This window comes from uncultured Brevundimonas sp. (assembly GCF_963975535.1).
GTDB lineage: Bacteria > Pseudomonadota > Alphaproteobacteria > Caulobacterales > Caulobacteraceae > Brevundimonas.
Genome location: NZ_CAXBHE010000025.1, coordinates 1 through 2,468 on the forward strand (window position 1 = coordinate 1; position 2,468 = coordinate 2,468).

The 2,468-nt window shown below is 62.4% G+C and carries 5 protein-coding genes; 3 read left to right on the forward strand and 2 right to left on the reverse strand.

Going from position 1 to position 2,468, the window contains the following annotated elements; all coding sequences use genetic code 11:
* The 3 genes from AACZ75_RS15570 to AACZ75_RS15580 form a co-directional block, all read left to right on the forward strand.
* Positions 1-849 (forward strand): hypothetical protein (locus AACZ75_RS15570; protein WP_339874123.1); only part of this gene is annotated, 849 nt, incomplete at its 5' end.
* Positions 850-933: 84 nt separating this feature from the next.
* A complete protein-coding gene (locus AACZ75_RS15575) occupies positions 934-1,218 on the forward strand; it encodes a BrnT family toxin (RefSeq protein ID WP_339874124.1) in 285 nt (94 codons plus the stop codon).
* A gap of 4 nt (positions 1,219-1,222) precedes the next feature.
* Entirely contained in the window at positions 1,223-1,465 is a 243-nt protein-coding gene (locus AACZ75_RS15580) for a BrnA antitoxin family protein (protein WP_339874130.1), read from the forward strand.
* Here the strand turns inward: AACZ75_RS15580 and AACZ75_RS15585 are convergent, their stop codons facing one another.
* Together AACZ75_RS15585 and AACZ75_RS15590 are read right to left on the reverse strand one after the other, a co-directional pair.
* Positions 1,466-1,891, reverse strand: a complete 426-nt coding sequence (locus tag AACZ75_RS15585) for a hypothetical protein (protein WP_339874126.1) — start codon at positions 1,889-1,891, stop codon at positions 1,466-1,468.
* Between the two features lie 161 nt (positions 1,892-2,052).
* Positions 2,053-2,468 (reverse strand): hypothetical protein (locus AACZ75_RS15590; RefSeq protein WP_339874128.1); only part of this gene is annotated, 416 nt, incomplete at its 5' end.

Below are 2,468 nucleotides of genomic sequence, written 5' to 3' on the forward strand. Positions count from 1 at the left end.
GCACGGCACGCGCATTTCAGCCTGTGCGGCTATGACGTGACCGGACAGCCCCTTTCCACCTGGATGGGGCGTGGGGTGCTCAGAGAGCTCCAGACGGCCCTCCACGAGGAGCTGCAGGCCTTCATGCCCGATCTGGAGCGGGGACGGTCCCGCAAGGCCCGTGCGGAGGCTGGTGCGGCCCCTCATGAGCTGGTGAACCGCTCCGTGGAGGAGCTGCACATCGATCTGCCCTTCGAGATCGCGGAGAAGCGCAAAGAACTGGTCGAGCTTGAAGAGAAGATCCGGACCAACGAGGCGCGGGCGGAAAAGGCCCGGATCAAGGCGGAGGCTGAGGATGATCGCGCGGCAAAGGCCCTGAAGAACGCTGAGACCTACGATAGGCGGGCCACAGAGGCCCGGGAGAAGGTCGAGGGGCTGGAGGCCCAGGTTCGGGACCTAGAGGGCCGTCTGGAGGCCATTCAGGCGGCGAGGGCAGCGGCCGCGGAAGACCGAGACCGGGCGCAAGAAGAGGCGCGTGCTGCGCAAGAGCGGGCGGCCACGGCTGAGGCCCGGCTCCGAGAGATGGATCAGATCATTGGCGATGCAGCCGCGCTGGCGGCGGAAGCAGCCGCAGCAGTGATCACCGGAGATCTGCGCCAGGGTGAGAACGGCCGCTGGACCACCGAGAAGGGCGCCCCGTCCGCTGAGCGCCTCAAGCCCTTCTGGACCCATCTGCGCCCCGCGATGGAGCGGGTCGCGCGCTGGTGGGACGGTGTCCGGGGGCGTGTCGAGGCGCTGCCCGAGCCGGAGCAGCAGGCGTTCTTCGATGAGGTCCCTCCGGAAAGACCCGATGAGGGACCGGGGTTTTGATCCCGAAGGGGCAAGGGGTCTTCCCAAAGAGGGTCGCATATATTACATTACGTTTGTGTAGACAAATGACGGTCATCATTCCCAATGAACATCGCGGGCTTTGATTGGGATGAAGGGAATTGGCCCAAATGCGGAAAGCATGGGCTGACCCAGGCCGAAATCGAAGAGGTCTTCGCGGGGACGCCGGCTGTTCTCGCAGACCCTTTTCCGGATGAGACGCGGATGCGTGCCATCGGAAAGTCAGCCGCTGGCCGGTACGTGTTCGTGGTGTTCCTGCTGCGAGAGATCGACGGTCAGGCCAAATTGCGCCCCATCAGCGCCCGTTACATGCACCAGAAGGAGATCGCACATTATGAAGGCTCATTCTAAGCCCATGCCGCCCCTCCGCAGTGATGCAGAGGCAGAGCAATTCGTGGATACCGTAGACCTGTCCGAGTATGATCTGTCCGGGTTCAAACCGATGCGGTTCGAGATCGAGCCCAAGGCAGCCTCGCTGAACATGCGGCTGCCTGGTTCCCTTCTCGTGGCCGTGAAGGCCAAAGCAAAGGCCCGTGGTATCCCGTACACGCGCTATGTGCGCATGTTGCTGGAGGCGGATGTCGCGGAGCGTAGGTGATCAGCGCCCGAAGATCCGCGCGAAGAGCCCGCCTGGCCGTGAGGCCAGCGTCTTGGCCTGAGCCTGCCAAGCGTCGCGATCCGCCTTGAGGTTGACGATGATCTCTCCCAGGGCTTCCAGCCGGGCCTCGGCCGAGGCCAGCCCTTCCCGAGCCTCCTGGCCTGCGGCTGTCGCCGCCTTCAATTCTTCCCGAAGGGTCTCCAACTCTGCCAGATCGCTCCGCTTGGGGTGTGGCTCAGGCGCAGCGGGCGTGCTGTCTGCCCGACTGATGATGTGCTCCATCCAGTCTGTCAGATCCTTTTCCGTGATCGACCAATGCCCGTTGTTCCGCTTCACGCCGACCAGCTGTCCCGAAGCCAGCGCTTTGGAAACAACGCTGCGAGACACGCCCGCAACGGTCGCGGCTTTTGCAGGTGAAAGTGGCATTCGGGCATCTTTTCTGAACAGTTACGGGCAGTTTTAGGGCGTTATCAATGTGTCATATTCTGGAATATCACGGTATTTATCGGTTTTTACCAGATATGATCTATTTTACACAGATCAGTCTTTTTATCCAGGATCGGACCTCATCGAGCTACTCTGTAGCATCAGATGATGGGGCGATACGTCTTGCAAAACCCGGTAAAGGTCCGATCGATCCCTTTGGCGTCGAGAGGAATGGCTTTGGCCTCGCACCAGTTGCGGAAGGCGTCCGTGAGGCCGCGCAGGTCAGGGATATGCCCACCCTGAACCCGGGTCACATGTGTGCGGGCGAGGCTGTCCCACGGCTCGGTTCCCTTCAGGCTCCCGCTCTTGGGGAAGGCCAGTGCCGGTGTCTCCGCTGTGCCGTCACGGCGCGCCTTGCGCCCCACTTTGGGGCGATCCAGCTCTCGTCTGGTGCCTTGCTTTTGCTCCAAGGGCTTTTCTTCCCAAGAGATCGTCACGCTTGCTACGGTGCGCCCGACCTTGCGCGGCGTCGCCGTCAGCGTCAGCCGCGAGGTCTGGTTGATTTCCGCGATGGCGG